This is a genomic window from Staphylococcus ureilyticus (genome assembly GCF_025558845.1).
Classification (GTDB): domain Bacteria; phylum Bacillota; class Bacilli; order Staphylococcales; family Staphylococcaceae; genus Staphylococcus; species Staphylococcus ureilyticus.
Map to the genome: position 1 here is coordinate 428,861 of NZ_CP094825.1, position 16,978 is coordinate 445,838.

Sequence of the window (16,978 nt, forward strand, 5' to 3'; positions counted from 1 at the left end):
ATTGTATTGCTTACTAGCATTTGGAGGTGTAGCAACAATGAATGATGAAAAAAAGGCGCAGTTATTAAAAATTTATAAAAAATATAATAAAGTAATGTCTTATATAGAAAATAAATATAAGCTAACAATGAATGACATTGCTATTTTGGAAATAATACAACAAAATTGTCAACAGCAAAACATGCTGATGCAGCCATTTTTAAAAATTGCGACGACTGAACTCGATTTGAGTCGAACAAAAGTGTTGGCATCAATTCGACGATTAATTAACCAAGATCGTGTAAGCAAATTACGTTCGACAAAAGATGAGAGAAAAGTTTATTTATCGATGACTGAAGAAAATGATAGGAAGTATCACACTTTGTTAGATGAAATTGAAACACAGGTAGACTGAAATATTAAAAATTCATGTTTACATAATGACAATAAAGCTTTAATCAGTTACAAATATTAAATAGTATAATGATACTTCGTGACGAAAGTAGGACAGAAATTTAATTTTATTAAATAGATTTCGTCGTCTCCTCTAATAAGGATGACCTGAGCTTTAGCTCATGCATAAGAACCACTAACCCAACAAGTTGGGAAGTGACATTAAAGATTACCTGAGCTTTAGCTCATGCATAAGAACCACTAACCCAACAAGTTGGGAAGTGGCATTAAGGATGACCTGAGCTTTAGCTCATGCATAAGAACCACTAACCCAACAAGTTGGGAAGTGACATTAAAGATTACCTGAGCTTTAGCTCATTCATAAGAACCACTAACCCAACAAGTTGGGAAGTGGTATTAAAGATTACTTGAGCTTTAGCTTATGCATAAGAACCACTAACCCAACAAGTTGGGAAGTGCAATAAGGATTACCTGAGCTTAAGCTCATGCATAAGAACCACTAACCCAACAAGTTGGGAAGTGGCATTAAAGATTACTTGAGCTTTAGCTTATGCATAAGAACCACTAACCCAACAAGTTGGGAAGTGCAATAAGGATTACCTGAGCTTAAGCTCATGCATAAGAACCACTAACCCAACAAGTTGGGAAGTGCAATAAGGATTACCTGAGCTTAAGCTCATGCATAAGAACCACTAACCCAACAAGTTGGGAAGTGGTTCTTTATATGTTTCAAAATCACTTTTAATATGTATTTAAGTACTCAAAGAAGCGGTTTTCATATCTTAAAATTACCGATGTATAATGTTAAAAGGGGCTAATTCATTCTATATGGATGATACTCTATGTGACAAACAATCAATGTTTGATACAAACTAATAAGTTGCCAAAGGGTATAGATATTTCGAGAGACGTAATAAAAAATACAAGCAAAGTAGTAGGTTAGTCTATGTGATATAATAAAAATATTGTATAATATGATGTACTGACACACGCATTTAATTAGAAAGTGAGATGACATTATGGGACGTAAGTGGAATAATATTAAAGAGAAAAAGGCCCAAAAAGATAAGAATACGAGTAGAATTTATGCTAAATTTGGTAAAGAAATTTACGTAGCGGCTAAATCTGGTGAACCCGATCCAGTATCAAATCAAGCATTAAGATTAACTTTAGAAAGAGCAAAAACATATTCTGTACCAAACCATATTATAGATAGAGCTATTGAAAAAGCTAAAGGTGGCGGCGAAGAAAATTATGATGAGTTGCGATATGAAGGGTTTGGCCCGAATGGCTCTATGATAATCGTAGATGCGCTTACTGATAATGTAAATAGAACTGCATCTGATGTTCGTGCTGCATTTGGTAAAAATGGAGGTAATATGGGAGTTTCTGGATCTGTTGCTTATATGTTTGAACACACTGCAGTATTTGGTGTTGAAGACAAGTCAGCGGATGATGTCTTGGAAAGTTTAATGGAACAAGAGATAGATGTTAAAGATGTCATTGATGAAGATGGTTTAACCATTGTATATGCTGAGCCTGATCAATTTGCCCAAGTGCAAGATGCATTACGTTCATCAGGTGTTGAAACATTTAAAGTAGCGGAATTTGAAATGTTACCACAGTCAGATATTGAGTTATCAGCAGAAGATCAGGAAACATTTGAACAATTAATTGATGCATTAGAAGAATTAGAAGATGTTCAGAATGTATTCCATAATGTGGATTTGAAATAGCATGAATAAAAATCATGAAGTACAAAAATGGATTGACCAATTACAATTACATCCGCATCCAGAAGGTGGCTATTATAAAGAGACTATCAAAGCTGTACCGACTAGCTCAAATCAAAGATCGGCTTATTCGAGCATATACTTTCTTTTAACGCACGATAATATATCACATTTTCATCGAATAGATGCTGATGAAATCTGGTATTATCATGCAGGAGATTCTTTGACTGTTCACATGATATACCCTGATGGCAATTATCAAAAAGTAACAGTTGGCCCCAACATCGAAAGTGGTGATGTATTGCAACATGTTGTTCCAAAGGGCACAATTTTTGCATCGTCTATTGAAGGCTGTGCTGGTTATGCGCTTGTTGGTTGCATGTGTCATCCAGCATTTGAATTTAAACATTTTGAGTTATTGAGTAAAGAGTGGCTAAACGAAACATATCCAGCCTTAAAACACATTAATGATCGTTACGCTTTATCAATAATCGACATTAATAGTTAAATATAAAAGAAAACTCGTATTACTTTCTCGTTAAAACAGTTGTGAAAGTAATACGAGTTTTTTAAATATTATTTTGATGTACCAAAAACTTCATTAGCAATTTCAACAATATAAGCTAACTTTTTCCACTGTTCTTCTTCAGTTAATTTATTGCCTTCTTCAGTAGAAGCAAAGCCACATTGTGGGCTTAGACAAATTTGTTCTAAATCTATATAGTTTTGTGCTTCTTTTATACGTTTTAAAATAGTGGTTTTATCTTCTAATTCACCATTTTTTGATGTGAATAATCCCAACACTGCAAATGAACGATCTTCTGGGAAAAATCTTAAAGGTTCGAAATCACCTGAGCGATTATCATCATATTCTAAGAAGAAACCATCTAATTGTTCTTTAAATAGATATGGAGCGATTGGTTCATAACCACCAGAAATAGCCCACGTAGATTGATAATTTCCACGACAAATATGTGTTGTGATCAATAAATCTTCTGGTAAACCACTGATTGCTTCATTGATAACTTTATAAGCGAGTTGACGTGCAACTTCTTTTTCAGATTCACTTCTATCACGCCCACGTGTATTTTGTGTTCCTGATGTTAAATTTGCCCAATACACATCATCTAGTTGTATATAACGTGCACCGAGATCATAGAATTTTAGTAAACTATCGTGATAAGCTTTTGCTACATCATGCGCAAAATCATTGATATCAGGATAAATGTCTTCATTTAAAATATTAGGATGGAACAATTGATTTGGACTTGGAATAGAAACTTTTGCCGTTGCACGGCCATTTACCTTTTCATATAAAAATTTAAAGTGTTCAAAATGGGGATGATTTGGGTTAAATGTAACTTTATCAACCACCTTAACGTTGTGATTTCTAGTTTCTACACCTTCAAATGTTAAACCACGCTCTGATGTGTAACCTTCAACACCATCTAAGTTTTCTAAGAAATCAAAATGCCACCAACTTCTGCGGAATTCACCATCAGTAATACTATGTAAGCCAATTTCTAGTTGTTTATCTATGATGCGTTCAATTTCCTCATCTTCTATATTTTTTAATGTTTGAGCATTAATAACGTTATTTTGATAATCTTTACGTGCATCTTTTAAACGTTGTGGACGTAGTAAACTTCCTACGTGATCTGCTCTAAATGGTCTTTGTGACGTTGACATATGGCTATCTCCCTTTTTAAAGAATTTTCTGAAAAATATATTAAAAATTTAACAAACTTCTCAACAATTGTCAATTTCGCTTTTACACTATGAAATATAGTACAATAAACATAATTATCTACTCGCTATTAATTAAAAATTTAAATGTAACAAACATAAGATGACATGTAAGGTTCAGTTTTATATAATAATGACAAGGAGTTGGTGGCAGTGAAAGTAAAATATATTGATAAACGTCACTGGCGTCGCATCATTGACCGAGAATATACGGAAGTCAAAGTGAATAATAACAAATTTAAAGGTATTATTGGGTTAGTAACGATGAAAAAGGTACGTGAACCTCTAGAAGTATCGGTCGTAGGACAAAATATTGTTGTGGCTGATGATAACTATCAGTGGTTACAAATATTACCTGAAAAAAAACGTTATAGTATCACAGTGATGTTAGACGACAATGGCAATCCATTAGAATATTACTTTGACATAAATATTAAAAACGTTACGCAAAAAGGAAATGCACGTACGATTGATTTATGCTTGGACGTATTAGCATTACCTAATGGAGAATACGAACTTGTTGATGAAGACGATTTGTTACGCGCGTTAAACCAAGGCCAAATAACCAAGAAGCAATATCACGAAGCTTATATTATCGCGCATCAGTTAATGATTAAAATTGATACAGATTTTACAACTATGCAGAATAAAATTATGTATTGTTTCCATAAAATAAAACAAAAGTCGAAATCTCAAAAGCAATCCTCTTTTAATAAATATAAATTTAAAGGCAAAAAGCATAAAAACGTTGTGTACAATGAGGCTAAACATAAGCCAATAAAAAATTACAATAAGCATCATAATCATTCTAATCAAGATAATAGCAAATCACATCAAAGTAAGATAAAAGATTCTAATGCATCTCAATAATCTTGAAATTGTTATAAAAAATTCCCTATATTAGTCAAGCGTTAACCATGTTATAGTAAACACTGCGAGAATTGAAGAGTATTAAAAGTAATTCATTAGCGCAAAGTAAATAAAAGTAAGGCCACCATAAATAAAGATATTTAGTATTTGTAAAAAATAGGGGGATAATTATGAAGATTGACGATTATCGCTTGTTAACTACATTAGATGAGACGAAAACGCTCAGAAAAGCAGCGGAAATTTTATACATCTCTCAACCAGCAGTAACACAACGATTAAAAGCGATAGAAAATGCATTTGGCGTCGACATATTCATTCGTACAAAAAAACAATTAATAACGACGACTGAAGGCATGATGATTATTGAACATGCACGTGATATGTTGAATAGAGAGCGTCTGTTTTTAGATAAGATGCAAGCACATATCGGTGAAGTAAATGGTACGATTTCTATTGGTTGTTCATCCTTAATAGGGCAAACGTTGTTGCCGGTAGTATTGAATTTGTATACACGACAATTTCCAAATGTAGAAATCCAAGTTCAAGTAGGGTCGAGTGAACAAATTAAAGCTAATCATAGAGATTACCATGTGATGATTATTCGTGGGAATAAAATGATGAATTTAAGCAACACGCATTTATTTAATGACGAACATTATTTTATACATCCTAAAAATCGTAATGATGAAGTAGAAAAGATGCCGTTTATCGAATTTCAGGCTGATCCTATATACATTAATCAAATTAAAGAATGGTATGGCAGCCAAATTGGTCAAGATTATCATGCGATGATTACGGTTGATCAAGTGGCGACATGTAAAGAAATGTTATTAAATGGCGTTGGCGTGACCATATTGCCGGAAATCATGATGAAACACTTAGATAGGGAACAGTTTGCGTTTCAACGCGTAGATATAGACGATAAACCGCTGATTCGTTCTACTTATTTGAGCTATGATCCAAGCATGTTACAGTTGCCGCAAGTTGATTCATTTATTAATTTAATAATGGAATACGTGGAATAACAATTTTAGATAATTGAATATTTTGGTTCATTGATAAATATAACTTTATGAAGAGTTATATGAATTTAATAGGAATAGAGGACGCTAAATGTTTAGTGAATTGTTACATATAAAAAATTACAAATTATTTGTCGTTAATATGATGATGTTAGGTATGGGCATCGCCATTACTGTACCGTATCTGGTATTATTTGCTACAAATGATTTAGGTATGACTTCTAGCCAATATGGGTTGCTATTAGCATTAGCTGCAATTAGCCAATTTACAATGAATACAATTGTAGCACGCTTTTCTGATACACATAGTATCAACAGAAAGACAATTATTATTACTGCACTTTTTATGGGGGCAGTCAGCTTTTCAATTTATTTTTACATTCATGAAATCTGGGTTTTTATAGTAATGTATGCCATTTTTCAAGGTTGTTTTGCCCCAGCCATGCCTCAAATGTATGCGTCAGCAAGAGAATCAATCAATACTTCTACATCAAAGGATAGAGCGAAATTTGCTAACGCTGTATTACGTTCAATGTTTTCATTTGGTTTCTTGTTCGGTCCACTTATTGGTGCATTGTTACTCAGTTTTAAAGGATATGCGGGTTTATTTGGCGGAACGATAACAATCATATTATTCACACTATTATTACAAGTTTTTTTCTTTAAAGATATTCAAACAAAGCGCCCAGTAGCAGATAGTACACATGTTGAAGCGGCGGCACCTAATATGTTGCGTGACAAGGTCTTATTTGTACCCTTTTTAGCTTTTATTTTATTACATATAGGACAATGGATGTACACGTTGAATATGCCATTGTATGTGACGAACTTTTTGAAAGAACCAGAAAGTCGAGTAGGTGTGCTAGCTAGTATTTGTGCAGGACTTGAAGTACCTTTCATGGTCATATTAGGCATTTTATCTGCTAAATTGTCGACACGTACGCTATTGATACTTGGGGGATTATTCGGAGGATTATTTTATTTTAGTATAGGCGTATTTAATAGTCTGATCATGATGATAATAGGACAGGTGTTTCTAGCTATTTTTCTAGCTATTTTACTTGGATTAGGGATTAGTTATTTCCAAGATATTTTACCTGATTTTCCTGGTTATGCATCTACATTATTTGCGAATGCGATGGTTATCGGACAATTATGTGGTAATCTTCTCGGTGGTGTAATGAGTCACTGGGTAGGCTTAGGTAATGTGTTCTTTGTTTCTGCAGGTTCAATTTTTTTAGGTATGATTTTAATATATTTTACAAAAGAACAAAAATTTACAGAAGAAAGTATGGAGTAGATAGAAATGACATTGATTTTATGGTTATGCATTATAGCATCATTTATTTTAGCGTTTATTGGTTTAATAAAGCCAATCATACCGTCAGTACTAGTATTATGGATTGGTTTCTTAATTTATCAATTCGGCTTTGACAATCATCATCTGTCTTGGATATTTTATGTATCGATGGCATTGTTCACAATATTTATCATTATTGCAGATTTCATTATGAATAAATATTTTGTCAGCAAGTTCGGCGGATCAAAATTAAGTGAGTATGCAGCGTTGATTGGTGTTATTGTAGGCTGTTTTGTCTTTCCACCATTTGGAATAATTATTATTCCATTTATAGCTGTGTTAGTAGTTGAATTTATACAAGAGCCGAATTTTTCTAAAGCTTTAAAGGCAAGTTTTGGTTCAGTAATTGCGTTTTTAGCAAGTTCCATCGCTCAAACGATAATAATGATTATTATGGTTGTTTGGTTTTTTATAGATGCATTATTAATCAATTAATCAATGTGATGAAAGATATTACAAACGGTGTACAATCATGGTGAGCACACTTATAGCATAAATAAAGTGAAATTTAAGCAATCTTCTTGTTTTCGTAATTACTACTTTAGTATAATCACTCACATGTGTTAAAAAGCGGAAAAGGAAGGGAGTCTTAAATGAAATATCCAATTGCTATATGGATGCTTGCAATCGGTGCTTTTGCAATCGGAATGACAGAGTTTGTAATTATGGGATTATTGCCAAACATTGCTAGAGATTTTGATGTCAGTGTAAGCCAAGCAGGGCAACTGATTACAGGTTATGCTTTAGGTGTAGCTATCGGTGGGCCTATCATTGTGATGTTAACAATTAAATGGAACAGAAAATATTTATTGTTGGCATTAATGGCGATATTTATTGTAGGAAATATTGCAGCCTCATTTAGCCCGAATTATGGCTTTATGATGACGAGTCGAATTATTACTTCATTAGCTCACGGTTCATTTTTTGGTATAGGTTCAATATTAGCAGCGAGTATGGTTAAGCCAGAAAAGCGTGCGAGTGCGATGGCATTAATGTTTATGGGCTTAAGCATGAGTAATATTTTAGGCGTGCCGTTTGGAACTTTAATCGGACAAAACTTTGGTTGGCCAATGACATTTATTATTATATCAGTCATCGGAGCTTTAGCATTAATAGGTATTATCATATTTGTACCGATGAAAAAAGAAACAGTTAAATCATCTGTATTAAATGAACTGAAAATTTTAAAAGAAAAGCGTTTATGGTTAACCTTAGCTGTTACATTATTCGGATTTAGTAGTGTATTTGCTTACTTTACTTATATATCAACAGTGCTCATTGATGTGTCACATGTACAAGAAAATTTAATCTCATATTTATTGATTATATTTGGTATTGGGGTCACATTAGGTAATGTTGTAGGTGGAAAGCTTGCAGATTGGAATTTAAATAAGGCATTAAAAATAATATTTAGTGTATTTATTTTATATTTCATTTTATTATACTTTGTGCAAATGAATGGATTATTAATGGTAGCAGGTATTTTCTTTTTCGGTCTCATCGGTTTCAGTATGAGTCCGTCGCTACAATATAAAAGTACATTAATTTCACAAGATGCACCAACACTTGCGAGTACACTTAACCAATCAGCATTTAATTTAGGTAATGCTTTGGGTGCATTTATCGGAGGTGTCGTGGTAACAAATTTACCAGTTGCATCGTTAAGTTTAATTGCGCCGATACTAACAGTGATTGGTCTTATTTTCTTATTTATTAATATTGCAATAGAAAAGAAAGAAAATATAACAACATAGGTGAAACATAAACTAAAAACACGTCAGCCACTTCTCGAATTTTAGAAGCTTGTGCTAACGTGTTTTTTAATAGTATTTATAATGAAGCATTGGTGTTTTTATTAGTAAAATGATGATCGATATATAATGCGATTGGAATGAATATAAATGAAATGATAATAAAAGTCCAATTGCTAATTAATAAATAAGGGCCTACAGTTACAAACATCTTTGGAATGAAAAAGACATAAAATATTCCACATACAGATAAAAGTAAAACGAGATATGTTAATAACCAAGATAAGTGTGATGTATTAAAACAACGTATTTGTACAGTTTTAAATAACATCCAAATAAAGAAAAATATGATAGCAATACCTACGATTAAAGTAAGCGGGAAAGTATATAAATATAGTCGTTTTGCACCAATAAAAAAACCAGCAAACCCTTTGAGAAAACAAAAAATACCCACAAAAAGCATAATATGACGCATAATGTATTTGAAAATGTTTCTTATTGTTTCATTTGGTAAACGTCTAAGTTCTCTTTTGGCATGGGCTTTAGGATCGTGATCAAAGAATTCCATTGCTAATGTGCCATCCTTTTCAGCTTCTAATAACTGATTTAAAACACGGTTTAACATTTTTTCAGAATCATGTGGGTTGACACTCAAATCAGCTCTGACATAAGTCATGTAGTTTTCAAACGTATCTCTGTCTGTATTATTTAAGCGCAATGCTTTCACATTGTTTTCACGCATTAATTTATCAGTAGATTTCATTGGCATTTGGCATTCCTTCTTATATATAAAATATATTTATAATGCTAATTATGACGAAAATAGTATTATAAATCAATAACACTTTCAAAGGAGTAATAATGGAGTATTTAAAACAATCACATCAACAATATTTAAATGAAATTGCGGAAATTCATGAACGACAACTTAACCAACAGTATGAGCATTATCAAAACACTACTATTTCTGTTGCATTACGTAAAGAAATGATTGAAAATGGATTAATAGCCAATACTGATGTTGTGATTACCGAAATACAAGACCAACAAATGATTGCTTTTATTTGGGCAAGATATCTAAAGCAATATCAAAAAGTTATTATTGAAATGATGTATGTTTCGGAAGACAATCGAAATCAAGGTATCGCGAAAGCATTAAAAAAAGAGGTTGAAATATGGGCATATAGTAGGGGTGCTTCAGAAATTGAAAGCACGGTAGTCAATCACAACCACGCCATGAAAAATTTGAATTTTAAACTTGGATACTATATAAGTACGGTGACTATGAATAAAAGATTAAGAATAAATAATGAAGATGAGTAAAAATAATGATAAAATTATATTATTATTATGAAATTAACAAAAGGAGTTCTTACATGAAGAAATGTTTAGCACTCATACTAGCATCCACTGTCTTATTGACTGCATGTGGGAAAAAAGATGAAAAAGCAACGTTAGAGAAAGATATTGATAAATTAGAAAAACAAAATAAAGATTTGAAAAAACAAAAAGAAGACTTAGAAAAAGAGAAAGATAAACTGAAAGATAAGTCGAAGAATTTAGAAAAAGATGTTAATGCTGAAACATAAGCTTCTATACTAATTGCGTTACAAATGGATTTCATGCAATATTTCCCAGGAAATTATTGTACTATCGTTTTACAAATTGTTATAATGGGTATCATTAACGTAATGAATATAAAAAGTTTCTAAAAAATAGATTTGAAATTATGAGTCAGTTGCTTAGTATTACTTTATATTAAGTGTGACTTTATAATGAATCATTTATTATACGCAGTTTATAAATAATCATTTTTCATTAGGAGAAAGAGGGAATAACGATGCATGAAAAAGATTTTGTATTATTAGAAGGGCGTTCAATTACGCTCCCAGAATTAGGTAGAGAAATTGAAAGTATTACTGGTAGAGAAATCAAAGATTCGACTGGTGAAATTAAACGTGTTATTGCACATTTACCCAATTTTGAATCTGATACAGATACATTTGTAGCTACTTACAAATTAAATCATAAAAATGATTTCATAGATGCAACATTTACGGCGCCCAAAAGTGAACGTGGTCGGTTGAAAGAAGTAGCTGTAAACGTTGAATTGATTAGCTATATTTCAAGAACATAAGCAATGTTTAATCCATGTGATAGCGCGGTATGAGAATAATCATAACGCGTTATTTTCTATAGAAATTTAATTTCCAGTTTAGAGGTGTAACAGTATGACAGTTTATATAGAAACTGAGCGTTTAAGGTTACGGGACTGGCAAGCAGAAGATTTACTTCCATTTCAGCAGATGAACGCGAATCACCAAGTCCGTAGATATTTTCCAAGTTTATTAAGTTTTCGACGTTCAGAACATGATATGAAAAAGATGAATGATATTATTATCAATCATGATATAGGCCTTTTTGCTGTTGAATTAAAAGAAACAAATGGATGGCTTGGTTTTATCGGATTGAACTATGTACCTAAAGCCAGCAAGTATACGTTTGATGAGCTACCATTCTATGAAATCGGTTGGCGTTTGATCCCCGAAGTGTGGGGGAATGGTTTCGCTACTGAAGGTGCAGAAGCGGTACTCGAATATGCAAAACAGCAGGGGATTAACGAGGTCTATGCATTTACTTCAGAAAATAATGAACCTTCACGTAAGGTTATGGAAAAAATAGGTATGAAACTATATGATTTCTTTGAATATCCAGAATTAAGTAAGTATCATCCACTTAAAAGACATGTTAGATATTATAAAGATTTAACAAAACAAGCAAAATAAAATTGTAAATAAGTAATGTGGTATAAATCCTATTCATATGAAAAAGACTAATCCAATTTTTAATATGAACTGCACCCTGTCAAGTAGACAGTGAAAAAAACAAAATGTTTATGGCTACCTTATATTTACGATATAAGGGTAGCCATTTTTAATGTTATTCTTTCTTGATTAAAAAATTCTATATATGAATTAATTGCTTTTATTGCTGTAGCCTTGTCTTTAAAAATCACTTTTTTTCTTCCTCTAAACAATTCACTTTTAATAGTTCCCCATACACCTTCCATAGGTCCATTATCTATGCAACATCCTGGTCGTGACATACTTTGTTTTATACCAAGTTGCTCTAACGTAACTTTAAATAATCTGCTTGTATATTGATATCCTCTGTCGCTATGCAAGAGTATACCTTCGGTATTCGGCACAAGTTTGACTGCTTTTTTGAGCGTATCTAATACAAATTTATTGTTATTTGAGGTACTTAATTTATGACTGATAATCTGTTTGCTGCCTAAGTCATAAATAGCACTTAAGTAAAGTTTTTTACCATTGCTGAGTTTGAATTCTGTAACGTCAGTTAACCATTTTTTATTTGGGATTTGTTCTTCAAATTTTCTATTTAATATATTATGTGCTGTAATTTCAGGTGTTGTTTTAATATATCGTTTTCTTTTAGGGCGGATAGTAGATTTTAGATTAAGTTGATTCATCAATCTATAGACACGTTTATGATTTACTTTTTGATGTAGTTTAAGTCTTAAATATATGTATATACGACGATATCCATATATGCCTTTGTATTTATTGTAGATATCAACGATATCTTTGATCAATTTTTGGTTTTCAATTTCTTTATTTGATGGTTTGCGATGTAACCATTTATAGTAACTTGAACGTGATATCTTTAATACTGAACATAACCAAGCTATCGGATAAAGGTTTTTAAATGCTTTTACCGTTTGGTATGATGCTTTTTGTCTGATGCCTGTTTCATCAACTTCCTTTCTATTTCTTCTTCCTTTTTTAAAACGTCATTTTCCATTTGAAGAAATTTATTTTTCTCTTTAAGTATCTTAATTTCAGCTTTTAATGCCTCTTCAGGTGTTAATACAGACTGGGGTTTCCCTTTTCCACGTCCATCTTTAAGCCCATCATACCCATGCAAGTTGTACTTTTTTACCCAGTTATATACTTGGCTATAATTGATGTTAAAATGATTTGCTGTTGTCTTATACGATTGACCATGATTCATATAATAATCAACGATTTCCACACGATCTTCAAATGTTAATGATTTATATTTCAATTGATACACCTCGGGTTTTGGAGAATATGTTTTTAATATTTTACCCGATAAATACTTTGAAATCCATTTGTTTACAGTTGAAGTAGTGGGGATATTATATTTAACTACTAAATCAGTTAAAGATAGGCCATCATTTATATATTCGTGCACAACTTTAAGCTTAAATTCATTTGAGTAGGTATTATTTCTCTGAATTGGTAAAAGCACCTTTATTCCATGCTTCTTAAATTTATAATAGTTAATCAATAATGTTCTAGGAGAACAATTTAAATTTAATTTTTGAATTACATTTTTCATACTATATCCTTCTTCATATAAGCTGAAAGCTTTTTGATAAGTTTCAGGTGATAATTTTCTATGAGTCATAAAAAAACTCCCTTCAAAGTTTACATTTTTAAGTGTCTACTTTGAAGGGAGCATATCAAATATATGGATTAGTCTTTTTGTTTACTATGATTTTGTATCGTCCATGCCTGCCTGGGAATGTGATTCAAGCCATTAGTCTCTCATTCATATCATTTCCCTAGGCGTCAGCATGACATAAAAGCGGTATGGTGACTGTGTTTTAAAGTGTTTTGCTTGATGTTAGTTTTTTAATAAGTTGGCTTAATTTTTGTAATGCAAATTCTATATCTTCAATGTTTATATAGGAATAAGAAAATCTTATATGATATTGTGCGTTTTTATCATAAATTTCGCCTGGATTAATTAAAATTTGATTTTGTATCGCTAAATCGAACAGTTTTTTCATGTTTATTGGTACATTTAATTTGAACCAAATATAATAAGAACCTTTAGGTATGGACCAAGTACCTAAATCTTGAAAATGTTGATTTAAAGATGCTAAAAATTTATCACGTCTCTCTATAAGTGCTTGTTTTAAATAATTTAAATGTTGCTCATGGTATAAAGGGTTATTTAGCCATTCAGTTGCGATAAATTGTGATAATGAACTGGCACCATAATCATTTTGCAATTTCAAATTCGCTAAGTGCATAACAACTGATGGTTTACCTATAATCCATCCTACCCTTAAACCAGGGCTTACTGTATTAGATAAACTACTAATATATAGGATATTATCATTCTCTTCTAATGACTTTAAAGGTTGAGGACGATCTCCTTAGAACCACAAGTCGCCATAAACGTCATCTTCTACTATAGGGATTCCTGTTTGTTGGCATTGTTGAAATAATTTATATTTTTCTGTTTGCGTATATGCGTGTTGTGTAGGGTTATGTAAAGTCGGTATACAATACAAAATGCTATTTTTATATAGTGTTTTAGCATTGAAAATAGTGTTAATTTGTTGTTTGATTTTAGATATTGTCAAAAACCTAAGATCTGCTCGAATGTTATGCCATGTATGCACAGAATTTATATATGAGGGCGTTTCTATAATTATCTTTGAATTTGGAATCAGTAAACCATCAGCGATGAGTTTTAATCCTTGCAATGCACCTGAAGTGACGCAAATGTTTGCTTCATCACATTCAATCCCCAATTTTTTAACATGATTTACAATTGCTTTTCTTAAATTTAAATTACCTAAGGGGTGTTCATAATTAGTTTTAAGTGCAGTAGTCGTTTGTTTTGAAAAAATATCTTGAAATTGCTTGTTTGGGATTAATTGTGGACTGAGTTCACCAGTACTTAAACGTAAGATATGCGCATCGAATACTAATTCGTTAATTCGTTGTATAAAGTATTGATTATTTTTAGAAGCGCTATTTTTAATGTAGTCATGCCAATTCATATTATGATTAATATAAGTATTCCAATTACTTTTTGAAACGTATAACCCTTTGCGTGCTTTGCTTTCTAAAATTCCATAACTTTGTAGTGTTTCTAAGGACTGAATAATAGTTGAACGATTGACGCGATATTGAGCTGCCCAATTTCTCTGAGAAGGTAATTTCATACCTGTTTCTAAATCACCATTTTTAATCTTCGAAAGTATATCATCAATAATTGCTTTATATTTTGGCATGAACATGCTAAATCTCCTTTAAGTAATTGGTGGGTTTTTAAAATTATAACTGGTTGGTAAAAATCAATTAAATATATTGTATCATGATTATATATAGAAAAATGGTCGTAACTCATATTTGAATATTTAAAGCTTATGGTTAGTGTATAAGATTCATTCATTTATTGACTACACACGTATCATGTGTCAATAAATACATAACGATAAATAATGATTATGTATTATGAATATCATATTTTGTCTTAGTTAACTTTGAGTGAAAACTGGTACGGTTTAATGATAATTTAGTTTTGAAGAAAGAGGAGATAATATGTTGCAACCAATGATTCATGGTTTGTTTTTAGCTTTGGGTTTAATCTTACCTTTAGGCGCACAAAATGTATTTGTATTTAACCAAGGAGCAAACCAAAAACAATTAATTAAGACTATACCAGTAATTATAGCTGCAGGGTTATGTGATACATTATTAATAGTATTAGCTGTATTAGGGGTGTCAGTCTTATTACTATCACTACCGATGTTACAAATCGTAATTTATTGTGTCGGCTTTATCTTTCTTAGTTACATGGCCTGGTCATTATGGCATGAAAAACCACAAACGCTTGAACGTTATCATTCAATGTCCGCGCGAAAGCAAATTGGATTTGCCATGTCAGTCTCATTATTAAATCCTCATGCAATTATGGATACTATTGGTGTTATAGGAACGAATGCAGCAATATATGAAGGCGTGGATAAAATGTTTTTTACAATCACGACAATTGCTGTTTCTTGGATCTGGTTTATATTTTTGGCAATTGCAGGTAAAGTCGTAGGTAATATTGATAAAAGAGGCAAATATATTTTAATATTAAATAAATTTTCAGCAATAATTATTGTGATTGTTGCATTAATAATATTAAAACAATTACTGGCAATACTATTTTAAGCATAAGAAAAGCAGAGGTAGTGGCATTTGTAGTGCACACATATCTCTGCTTTTAAAATTTAGTCGTAACTTCTAATACCTAATGGTTCATAGTTATGAATCGCTTCGAACAGTGCTTCAGGATTGTTACACAGTGGTGCCAGCGATTGATATTTTTTATCGATAAAGCCTTCATGAATCATATGGTCAATCAATGTTTGCAAAGGCTCAAAAAAGCCGTTGATATTATAGATAGCGATTGGTTTTTCATGAATACCGATTTGCGACCAACTATACATTTCAAAGAATTCTTCTAAAGAACCAGCGCCTCCTGGAGCCATGACAAACGCATCTGCTAATTCTGCCATTTTGTTTTTTCTTTCATGCATAGAATCAACTAAAATGAGTTCGCTTAGTCTTGTACTAGTAATTTCTCGTTCATTTAACATATTTGGCATCACGCCAATAGCACTACCTCCGTGATCTAATACGCCATCTTGAATAGCTCCCATAATACCAACAGAACCAGCACCAAATACTAATTCATAGTTATGTTTAGCCATATAAGTGCCTAATTGGTAAGCTTGTTTCATGTAAGATTCATCTTTACCTTTACTAGCACCGCAATAAACAGCAATTTTTTTCATATTCTATTCCTCCGTAAATAATGACACATCATTAATTATAGACAAAAATTTTTGTTCAAATATCGCAATGTCATCTGTTGTAAAAGCAGATGGGCCTTTAGTGCGCCCGCCACTTTTTCGAAATTGTGCACTCGCATGTCGTTGTTCTAACAAAGTGTTGATATTATTTTGATCAAATATAAATCCTTTATGGTGCATCACAACTTTAGCTTTGTTTAATAATAAACTTGCAAGTCCATAATCCTGTCTTATTACAATATCTTCTGATCGCGTGATTTTAACAATTTTATAGTCGACTGCATCCGGGCCATCATCAACATAAATGACATTGACGTGATCAGGTTGCATTTTTGAAGAAAAATGACTAAAGCTTCGGACAATGGTAACAAAGATGCTTGTCCCTTTTGTCAATTCAACAACAGAATTGGTAACAGGACAAGCATCTCCATCAATGATGACTTGAGTCATAA

General features: G+C 32.0%; 18 protein-coding genes and 1 pseudogene. 13 read left to right on the forward strand and 6 right to left on the reverse strand.

Features of this window, described 5'->3' with window-relative positions; translation table 11 throughout:
* The first annotated feature begins 37 nt into the window (after window positions 1-37).
* The 3 genes from MUA21_RS01990 (at window position 38) to MUA21_RS02000 (ending at window position 2,634) form a co-directional block, all read left to right on the forward strand.
* The gene (locus MUA21_RS01990) at window positions 38-394 is read left to right on the forward strand and encodes a transcriptional regulator, SarA/Rot family (RefSeq protein WP_070038999.1); all 357 of its coding nucleotides are present in this window, start codon (window positions 38-40) and stop codon (window positions 392-394) included.
* Between the two features lie 1,018 nt (window positions 395-1,412).
* Window positions 1,413-2,129 carry a YebC/PmpR family DNA-binding transcriptional regulator gene (locus MUA21_RS01995; protein ID WP_107525569.1) on the forward strand — a complete coding sequence of 239 codons (717 nt, stop codon included), beginning with the start codon at window positions 1,413-1,415 and terminating at the stop codon, window positions 2,127-2,129.
* A 1-nt stretch (window position 2,130) separates the two neighbouring features.
* Entirely contained in the window at window positions 2,131-2,634 is a 504-nt protein-coding gene (locus MUA21_RS02000) for a cupin domain-containing protein (RefSeq protein WP_107525568.1), read from the forward strand.
* A 68-nt stretch (window positions 2,635-2,702) separates the two neighbouring features.
* Here the strand turns inward: MUA21_RS02000 and MUA21_RS02005 are convergent, their stop codons facing one another.
* Complete coding sequence (locus tag MUA21_RS02005) at window positions 2,703-3,815, reverse strand: 5-methyltetrahydropteroyltriglutamate--homocysteine S-methyltransferase (protein WP_064209556.1); 1,113 nt, start codon at window positions 3,813-3,815, stop codon at window positions 2,703-2,705.
* A 210-nt stretch (window positions 3,816-4,025) separates the two neighbouring features.
* Here MUA21_RS02005 and MUA21_RS02010 point away from each other — a divergent pair, with 210 nt between their 5' ends.
* The 5 genes from MUA21_RS02010 to MUA21_RS02030 all read left to right on the forward strand — a co-directional run bounded on the left by MUA21_RS02010 (window position 4,026) and on the right by MUA21_RS02030 (window position 8,878).
* Complete coding sequence (locus MUA21_RS02010) at window positions 4,026-4,742, forward strand: ribonuclease FAU-1 family protein (RefSeq protein WP_107525567.1); 717 nt, start codon at window positions 4,026-4,028, stop codon at window positions 4,740-4,742.
* A 170-nt stretch (window positions 4,743-4,912) separates the two neighbouring features.
* Complete coding sequence (locus MUA21_RS02015; protein WP_046207348.1) at window positions 4,913-5,767, forward strand: LysR family transcriptional regulator; 855 nt, start codon at window positions 4,913-4,915, stop codon at window positions 5,765-5,767.
* An 88-nt stretch (window positions 5,768-5,855) separates the two neighbouring features.
* Entirely contained in the window at window positions 5,856-7,064 is a 1,209-nt protein-coding gene (locus MUA21_RS02020) for a sugar efflux transporter (RefSeq protein WP_107525566.1), read from the forward strand.
* A 6-nt stretch (window positions 7,065-7,070) separates the two neighbouring features.
* On the forward strand, window positions 7,071-7,559 hold the full coding sequence (locus tag MUA21_RS02025) for a DUF456 domain-containing protein (RefSeq protein ID WP_107525565.1): 489 nt from the start codon (window positions 7,071-7,073) through the stop codon (window positions 7,557-7,559).
* Between the two features lie 158 nt (window positions 7,560-7,717).
* Window positions 7,718-8,878, forward strand: a complete 1,161-nt coding sequence (locus tag MUA21_RS02030) for an MFS transporter (protein WP_046207351.1) — start codon at window positions 7,718-7,720, stop codon at window positions 8,876-8,878.
* A 76-nt stretch (window positions 8,879-8,954) separates the two neighbouring features.
* Here the strand turns inward: MUA21_RS02030 and MUA21_RS02035 are convergent, their stop codons facing one another.
* A complete protein-coding gene (locus tag MUA21_RS02035) occupies window positions 8,955-9,638 on the reverse strand; it encodes a DUF1129 family protein (RefSeq protein ID WP_262562231.1) in 684 nt (227 codons plus the stop codon).
* A 98-nt stretch (window positions 9,639-9,736) separates the two neighbouring features.
* Between MUA21_RS02035 and MUA21_RS02040 the strand changes: the two genes are divergently transcribed.
* The 4 genes from MUA21_RS02040 to MUA21_RS02055 all read left to right on the forward strand — a co-directional run bounded on the left by MUA21_RS02040 (window position 9,737) and on the right by MUA21_RS02055 (window position 11,661).
* The gene (locus tag MUA21_RS02040; RefSeq protein ID WP_107525564.1) at window positions 9,737-10,198 is read left to right on the forward strand and encodes a GNAT family N-acetyltransferase; all 462 of its coding nucleotides are present in this window, start codon (window positions 9,737-9,739) and stop codon (window positions 10,196-10,198) included.
* Between the two features lie 53 nt (window positions 10,199-10,251).
* Complete coding sequence (locus tag MUA21_RS02045) at window positions 10,252-10,464, forward strand: SA0632 family lipoprotein (protein ID WP_107525563.1); 213 nt, start codon at window positions 10,252-10,254, stop codon at window positions 10,462-10,464.
* Between the two features lie 251 nt (window positions 10,465-10,715).
* Window positions 10,716-11,012 (forward strand): hypothetical protein, encoded by a 297-nt coding sequence (locus MUA21_RS02050; RefSeq protein ID WP_262561706.1) that lies wholly within the window; start codon window positions 10,716-10,718, stop codon window positions 11,010-11,012.
* 94 nt (window positions 11,013-11,106) lie between these two features.
* Window positions 11,107-11,661, forward strand: coding sequence for a GNAT family N-acetyltransferase (locus tag MUA21_RS02055; RefSeq protein WP_064209553.1), 555 nt, complete (start codon window positions 11,107-11,109; stop codon window positions 11,659-11,661).
* 125 nt (window positions 11,662-11,786) lie between these two features.
* Here the strand turns inward: MUA21_RS02055 and MUA21_RS13305 are convergent.
* Together MUA21_RS13305 and MUA21_RS02070 are read right to left on the reverse strand one after the other, a co-directional pair.
* Window positions 11,787-13,330, reverse strand: a protein-coding gene (locus MUA21_RS13305; protein WP_437129139.1) for an IS3 family transposase whose coding sequence is annotated in 2 segments (ribosomal slippage) — window positions 11,787-12,653 and window positions 12,656-13,330 — 1,542 coding nt in all. Because the reading frame shifts where the segments join, the coding sequence is not laid out codon by codon here.
* A gap of 199 nt (window positions 13,331-13,529) precedes the next feature.
* Window positions 13,530-14,960, reverse strand: a pseudogene (locus tag MUA21_RS02070) (aminotransferase-like domain-containing protein).
* Window positions 14,961-15,264: 304 nt separating this feature from the next.
* Here MUA21_RS02070 and MUA21_RS02075 point away from each other — a divergent pair.
* Window positions 15,265-15,882 carry a LysE/ArgO family amino acid transporter gene (locus tag MUA21_RS02075; RefSeq protein ID WP_107525562.1) on the forward strand — a complete coding sequence of 206 codons (618 nt, stop codon included), beginning with the start codon at window positions 15,265-15,267 and terminating at the stop codon, window positions 15,880-15,882.
* A gap of 59 nt (window positions 15,883-15,941) precedes the next feature.
* Here the strand turns inward: MUA21_RS02075 and MUA21_RS02080 are convergent, their stop codons facing one another.
* Both MUA21_RS02080 and MUA21_RS02085 read right to left on the reverse strand, forming a co-directional pair.
* Window positions 15,942-16,508, reverse strand: coding sequence for an LOG family protein (locus MUA21_RS02080; protein ID WP_046207358.1), 567 nt, complete (start codon window positions 16,506-16,508; stop codon window positions 15,942-15,944).
* A 3-nt stretch (window positions 16,509-16,511) separates the two neighbouring features.
* The gene (locus tag MUA21_RS02085) at window positions 16,512-16,976 is read right to left on the reverse strand and encodes a YaiI/YqxD family protein (RefSeq protein ID WP_262561708.1); all 465 of its coding nucleotides are present in this window, start codon (window positions 16,974-16,976) and stop codon (window positions 16,512-16,514) included.
* Between the last annotated feature and the right edge of the window lie 2 nt (window positions 16,977-16,978).